5 protein-coding genes and 1 pseudogene are annotated in these 6,418 nt (G+C 65.6%); 1 reads left to right on the top strand and 5 read right to left on the bottom strand.

The annotated features are described in order from the left end of the window. Positions 1–53: 53 nt before the first annotated feature. The 4 genes from ACFXKZ_RS51400 to ACFXKZ_RS51385 all read right to left on the bottom strand — a co-directional run bounded on the left by ACFXKZ_RS51400 (position 54) and on the right by ACFXKZ_RS51385 (position 4,028). On the bottom strand, positions 54–551 hold the full coding sequence (locus tag ACFXKZ_RS51400; protein WP_380015161.1) for a helix-turn-helix domain-containing protein: 498 nt from the start codon (positions 549–551) through the stop codon (positions 54–56). Positions 552–597: 46 nt separating this feature from the next. Further along, positions 598–1,374, bottom strand: coding sequence for an AAA family ATPase (locus ACFXKZ_RS51395; RefSeq protein WP_380015158.1), 777 nt, complete (start codon positions 1,372–1,374; stop codon positions 598–600). Then, entirely contained in the window at positions 1,371–1,892 is a 522-nt protein-coding gene (locus tag ACFXKZ_RS51390; RefSeq protein WP_380015155.1) for a hypothetical protein, read from the bottom strand. The genes ACFXKZ_RS51395 and ACFXKZ_RS51390 overlap by 4 nt, the downstream gene beginning before the upstream one ends. A 345-nt stretch (positions 1,893–2,237) precedes the next feature. After that, positions 2,238–4,028: a glycosyltransferase 87 family protein gene (locus tag ACFXKZ_RS51385; protein WP_380015152.1), complete on the bottom strand. Its 1,791-nt coding sequence runs from the start codon at positions 4,026–4,028 to the stop codon at positions 2,238–2,240. A 527-nt stretch (positions 4,029–4,555) separates the two neighbouring features. Here ACFXKZ_RS51385 and ACFXKZ_RS51380 point away from each other — a divergent pair. Next, on the top strand, positions 4,556–4,972 hold the full coding sequence (locus ACFXKZ_RS51380) for a hypothetical protein (protein ID WP_380015149.1): 417 nt from the start codon (positions 4,556–4,558) through the stop codon (positions 4,970–4,972). Between the two features lie 569 nt (positions 4,973–5,541). Here the strand turns inward: ACFXKZ_RS51380 and ACFXKZ_RS51375 are convergent. Then, a pseudogene (locus ACFXKZ_RS51375) lies at positions 5,542–6,225 on the bottom strand (transposase). Between the last annotated feature and the right edge of the window lie 193 nt (positions 6,226–6,418).

The raw sequence follows: 6,418 nt of genomic DNA, 5'->3' as shown, positions 1-6,418 counted from the left end.
GCGGCAGACCTACGGCCGAGCCGGCTACCCCCTCCTCCGCCACCGCATCCTGCTCAGCTGAAACAACCAACGGTTACGAAAATCTTGGAAGAGCCTAAATCCTGATACTCCCGCGGCATGCCGCCCGGGCGGTGCGGTGGTGAGGCGGGTGCGGCGGGGTCGCCGGCCGGCGTCCCGGGACCGGTGGCCGTACGGGCGCGGGCGACGAGTTCACGGTGGACCGCGGAGGCGTTGCCGCGCCAATAGGCCGGCAGCACCCGAATGTCCGGGGTGATCTCGAACCGGTCGCTGCGGCGGGCGCCCGGGGAGGCGGCGGTGGCGGGTGTCGTGGTGGCATCGGCCAGCCAGCGCCATACGGTGCGCTCCGACACTCCCAGGCATCGCGCCGTGGTGTGGACGTGCACGCGGGTGAGGCGGCGCTCGGCGCGCAGCGCGAGCAGGCGGCGGACGGCCGGGGCGCGCAGGGCGGTCGACGACACGGGGTCGAGGGCGGGCTCGGCTTGGGGTCTCGAAGACTCCCGAGTCGTGTCGTCGTGGGGGGTGGTCGTCATCGGAGTCCCCTTGTTCCTGCCGTGGGAGCGGTGGATCGGCGATGGGTCAGGGGTTGGGACCGAGGCGGGCGCAGGCCCAGGTCAGCAACGTGCGGTCCACCCCGGTGGCGGCATCGCGGTCGCGGGCGGCGTAGGCGTGGGAGGTGATCTTCGCCCAGGTACGGAAGTTCCCCCGCGCGTGCGCCCGGTCGGTGTGGAGCAGGTCCTCGTCGGTCGCGGTATCCCACAGCGGATGGAACAGGCGCAGCACGCCGGGGACTTGCGATGCCTCCAGACGTGGCACGTGTTGCCAGGTCAGCACGCGGGAGGCCAGCGCGGGAGCGCGTGCCAGGGTGCGTTCGGCGCCCGCGCCGCACAGCACCAGGCTGGTGTGGGTGGTGGGGGCGTCCGCCAGGAGACGGAGGTAGTCCAGCTCGGGGGCGGCGATGCGTTGGACGTCGTCGATCACGAGCACGCCCGGGGGTGCGAGGGCGTCCAGGAGCGTGCGGTCGGCCGCGTCGGTGCGGTTCGTCAGGTGGGCGGCCGGCAGGCCGAACGCCGTGAGCAGCGCGGCCCGCAGTTGGGGTAGGGCCGGTTTCACCGCGACCAGCGCGAGGTGTGTCGGGACGCGGCGCGGGAGCAGGCGCAGCGCCTGGTGGAGCGCGATCGTCTTGCCGTGGCCGGGGTCGCCGTACACGCACACGATCCCGTGGGCGGCGACCGTGTGAACGAGTGCTTCGGTGACCTGGCCGAGTTGGCGCGTCGACACCACATGCGCGCCGGGTGTGTACAGGCAGGCGCCGTGCGCGAACGGCGACGGCCGGGTCGCGGCGGGGCCGGTCACGGCCGCGGCCGCGGCTTGCTCGGCAGGGGGCGGCAGGGGGCGGCAGGGGGCGGCAGGGTGATCCGGCCGGTCTCGCAGGCCGTGCCCGGGAGGGCGAGTTCGGCCAGGGCGCGGTCGTAGCGGTCCGGGTCCCGGCGGGCGTGCGCGGGCCGGGAGATCTCCAGGACACGACCCGCGCGTTGCTCTTGCTGCACGGCGCGGTAGAGCGTCGTCAGGGACGGCAGGGTGTTCGCGGTCGGCGACGGCAGGGCCTCGTGTGGGTGTTCCCGCATCCAGTCGTGGAGGGCTTTCACGTTCCCGCCCAGGTCCGACAGACACGCCCACAACTCGTCCGTGACGGTGAAGGAGAGACGCCGGGCGGGTTCCGCCCGTCCGGACTCGCGGGCGATCGCCAGCCAGCGCCACACGGTGCGCGGCGCCACCGACGCCGCGGCCGCGGCGATCCGCACGTGGACCGTCTCCAATGTCCCGGCCTGGTCCAGAGCGAGAAGACGGCCCACCACCAACCGGCGAGTCAAGGCATGGTCCTGAGACACCAACGCGGGTGACAACGCTTGTGCCGCGGCGGACGGCGGCGGCGTGCGGGACTCGCCCGGGGCCGAAGACACCGGCGGCGGAGACGACTTGGCGCTCATGGGCGCAAGCACACCCCGCCCTCGCGCCGGGTGACACAGGAATGTGCATCCCCACGACAGCCACACCACGCATGTGCTAGCGCTCTTGGGCACGCCACGACAGCGGTTCGGTCACCCCGTGACAGCAATGAATCCCGCGATCAGATCGACAAAGCCCAGCTCAACAAGGAGAAACCGGACCCGGAACCACTGCCGGCAACCCGCTGACACCAACCCGCACACTCACACTCAGTACTCGCGGAGCTTGTCACTTTGTTGCGACAACAACCTTCCGTCCTCCCCGTAGGCCAGGAGTCGGGCGTGGTCGGTATTGGTCGCAACTATGGAAAAACTGCGCAGGCCCGTGATGCCCCCGGCCCCGTTCGTTCCTGGGGGTGTGGAGTGTTTTGGGATTCCTGCTCCTGGCTGATGCGGCGTATCTGGCCCGTTGCTTGGTTCGGGTTTCCGCAGAAGGGGGACCGCAAGCGGTTTCGTGCCCTCTACGGGGATGAACATCAGGCGCTTCACATCCGGGCCGACCTGCCCTTGGATCCTCACCACCCCGTCCGGGGCCTCCTTGGAGACACCGAAGTTAAGTCGGGTACCGCCGGCGGGGTCCACGGCGCTGAAGCAGCCATATCCGCCTAGGGTTCCGTTGGAGTTGGGTTTCGCGCCGCGTGACATGCATTCGTTCGTTCGCGGGTCCCATTGCGCTGCCTCGCCGTGCTCCTGCGTTTCGAAGCGCACGACGACAGGCGGTTCACGAACGACAACCAGTACCCCGACGGCGGCCACCGCAAGAAAAGCGGCACAAATCATCGCAGTACGTGGTCGTAACGCCAGTCGCACGCCCGGCAGGAGCCCCACTGTCCTCGGGCCCCGGCCCCAAAGCGACGCGAGTCCCCATGTGGACAACGCCAGCCCAGCGAATAGTCGCACGTTCTCACGCACGAAGCTTCCCGGAAGCCACGCGCCCATGCTGAACGTCATGACAACGAGTACCACGGCTCCGCACATCCGGGTCACACGAGGGCCTGTGACCAACAACAACCCCCCGAGCACGAGCCAAACCTGATGGTGAGTCCATGAAACCGGGGAGGCCGCGACCGTCGCGCAGCCGACGACGATCACCCCTTGCGTCGACCGACCCTCGCGATGACATTGGCGTGCGGCGATCAACGCCACGAAGCAAGTCAGCGCGGACAGAGCCAACCAGGCCACGGTCCGTTCCGGCGGAACGACTCCAACTCGTATGAGGGCACCGTTGAGCGACTGATTGCCGGTTGCGGCGAGGTTTCCGATTCGCGACGTACTGAAGATCGCATCGCTCCAGAACGTGGTCGACGTCGATGGCCAGAGAAGGTGGGCCAGGCCGGTACACGCCGCGAACGTCGTCCCGGCGCGTAGGGCATCACGGCGCCGGCCAGTGAGCCACAGGTATGGCACGAACAGCAACGGTGTGAGCTTGATCGCCGCCGCGGCGCCGACCAGGATTCCGCGCAGCGGACGAGGAGTCAGATCTAGTGCGTCAACGAACGTCAACAGCACCAGAAAGATACTGACTTGACCGAAGCGCAGGTTGCTCTGCAGCGGTGCCGACCATGCCAATATCGAGGCGCCCAAGAGTGTGAACATCACATGGCGACGCCCTCCCCCGGTTCCGTGTCGCACAACCATCGCAGCCACGATTCCGATCACCGCAGCCAATGTGGCTAACGTCCAGAGGATTCGGGCAACTGGCTCTGACACCCAACCCAGCGGCCAGAACGCCATGAGGGCAAATGGTGGATATGTGAACGGATCTCCGTTTTCCGCCGCGTAGTCGTAGAGCGGCCTTCCATCGCCCACCGTTCGTACCGCTCCGATGTACACATGAAGATCCATTTGTCGGTCCCAGGAGGGCAGGTGCCACGCAGACCACCAAGACCAAAACGCCACACCGGCGAAGCCAACCACCAGCACCACCAGGGCGAGAAACCCCTTCAGGCGCGGACAGCAGGAGCTTGCGACAGTCGGCCGACACACCCCGTCATCTTTCATGGCAAGGGATTATCTCGGCTCGACTTCCCTGATCGCACACAGGCACGGATATCAATCCTGGACAACTGATGAAATAAGCGAAATCTATACCCATCAGTACAACCGAGGAGGCACGGTCGAAAACAGCGGCCGCGCGGTCTGCTGCGGCTAACCCCATTACGTCCCATGGAAACCAACAACATGGTCGAAGATCGGACAATTATCGGCTCCCCAGAGTCATTCCATTGCGTCGGCCCCGCTCTGCCGTCATTACCCCGATACCGGTGACAGATGATCACAGCAATCCCGGGAGAACTCCGAAATGACGGACAAACCGGCACCGGTCGACTACGGAAAGCTACGTGCGGGTTTCCATCGCGCCGGATTCAAATGTCAGATTTTCTCGGAAATTGGACCAGAAATCAGGGATCCGATTCTGGCGCGAAAATGACTCTGGTAGACAATGGTCGAAGACTCATATGATCGCGTCAACCAATCAGACGGTTCACCGTTCGAATGGCGACCCATCCATGATCGAGGGAGAAGAAATGAAGAAGATCGGTCGAGTGTTAACCGCCGCCTTTGTTGCGGGCAGCTCGCTCGTCGGTTCCCTGGCTCTCGCCGCACCGGCCAACGCCGGTTCCGCAAGCAACAGTTGGGGAGCGGGCGATTACCACGCAGGCAGCGACGGCTTGGCCGAAGGCTACGGCGCCCTTGTATGGGGAAGCGCTTGCAACGGCCTGTCCGCCGTGAAGTTCTACGTCCAGCTGACCCGGACCTCGGACAAGGTCAAAATCAGGTCGACGACGAGCTGGCCTTCCAACGGCAACACATACTCTCAAAGTTTCCAGAACAGCGTTTCGCCGGGCACCTGGTACTACGTACGCTGGTTCGGCCAGGACGTCAACGAAAACAACGGATTCTCCGCCCCATGCTCGAGCGCCGGCTTCCAATCGTACGCGTAACCACCCGGCCCCCGGCCGGCCATGCCGGCCGGGGGCTGCTCGGCCAGCACCGCAAGAGAAAGGCAAATCGCCCCGGGATCCGAGCGATACCGTGATCAGAGAAAAGAGACCAGCGCCAATGCCAGGATTCCGCTCCATACTCCCCTTGCTTATATTATTATCCGTTATTACGGGATGTTCTTCGAATGCTTCATCGCCCGCCCGGCAGTCCCAGCCACCCATGGATAAGGTTGCAGCCGTCGAAAACGGCAAGACAGCAAACCTCGAATGGAGTGTCGAACTGGTTCGAAAGAACAACGAAATATGCACGGCAGCAAAAGTACAAGGGAAAGGAGTGGGTTTGGCCTGCTTCCCTAGGACCACGGAACAAAGGCAACTCAACTTCGGCTTCGATGGGAACAGCAGATTGGTCGTCGTACATGGCATGGTCGGTGCACAGGTCGCGACCCTCGAGCGTTCCGGCCCCGACACCGCGAGTGCACATTCAGTAAAGATGCATTCTTTTCCCGCGGACCCGACTCGCCGCTATTTTGCCTACGCTGTGGTTCCGGGCGGAGGGGCCAAAGATCTCATAGCCCGGGACGCACAGGGAAACCTACTGATGTCGGGCACAGCAAAACTTTCGGACCTTTAAGCCCAATACCTTTCAATTGGGCACAGCGCAGGTGAAGTCCAGCCTGGAAGCTTTCGGGGGTTTTGTCGTAGCGGGTCGCCAGTCCGCGCCAGGTCTTGAGCTTGTTGATCAGCCGTTCGACGGTGTTGCGATCGCGGTGGAGGTCGGCGTCGTGGGAGAGGGGTCGTCCGCCCCGACTGCCCTTGCGTTTCCGGTGGGCGGCCTGGTCCGCCTTCTCCGGGATGACCACCTTGATGTTGCGTTCACGCAGGTGGGCGCGGTTGACGCGCGAGGAGTAGGCCTTGTCAGACCCGCCACGTCCCGGTGGGCGCGCACCACCGTGGAATCCACACCGACCAGGGACATGTCCACCTGCCCGCGACCGGCGGCCACGGTGATCATCGCGTCCGTCAGAGCCGCGAACACACCGGCATCGCGCCACCGGCGGAAACGGTCGTGGACCGTCGACCGGGTCCCGAACTCCGGCGGCATCTCCCGCCACTGACTGCCGGTGCGAAACCGCCGGATCACGCCCTCGAACCGGCCCCGCAAACGCTCTGAGATACGGCCCGAACGCGCCTATCGGCAGGAACGGTTCGATCAACTGCCACTCTTCATCGTCGAGTGCACGTCGCGCCACGACAGTGTTCTATCAGGTTGCGTACAGAGCTGATCACAACTCCGTACAGGCCCAAGCCCACCCCGGTGTGGTCGGAGCCGTTGCAGCCGGCTCCGACCCCCCCACCGCCCCAGCGCCCCCCACAGCGGGGCCCCCCGCCTAGACAGCAGGGGCCCCCGGGCCCCCGGCGGGCCCTGCGCCCCCGCCGCCCCCC

Source organism: Embleya sp. NPDC059237, from assembly GCF_042754105.1.
Classification (GTDB): Bacteria; Actinomycetota; Actinomycetes; order Streptomycetales; family Streptomycetaceae; genus Embleya.
Note: the sequence above shows the minus strand (reverse complement) of the source record. Positions and strands in the feature narration are given on the sequence as shown.

Coding starts and splice junctions, on each gene's coding strand:
- ACFXKZ_RS51380 (WP_380015149.1), top strand. CDS start 4,556: ATGAAGAAGATCGGTCGAGTGTTAACCGCCGCCTTTGTTGCGGGCAGC.
- ACFXKZ_RS51400 (WP_380015161.1), bottom strand. CDS start 551: ATGACGACCACCCCCCACGACGACACGACTCGGGAGTCTTCGAGACCC.
- ACFXKZ_RS51385 (WP_380015152.1), bottom strand. CDS start 4,028: ATGAAAGATGACGGGGTGTGTCGGCCGACTGTCGCAAGCTCCTGCTGT.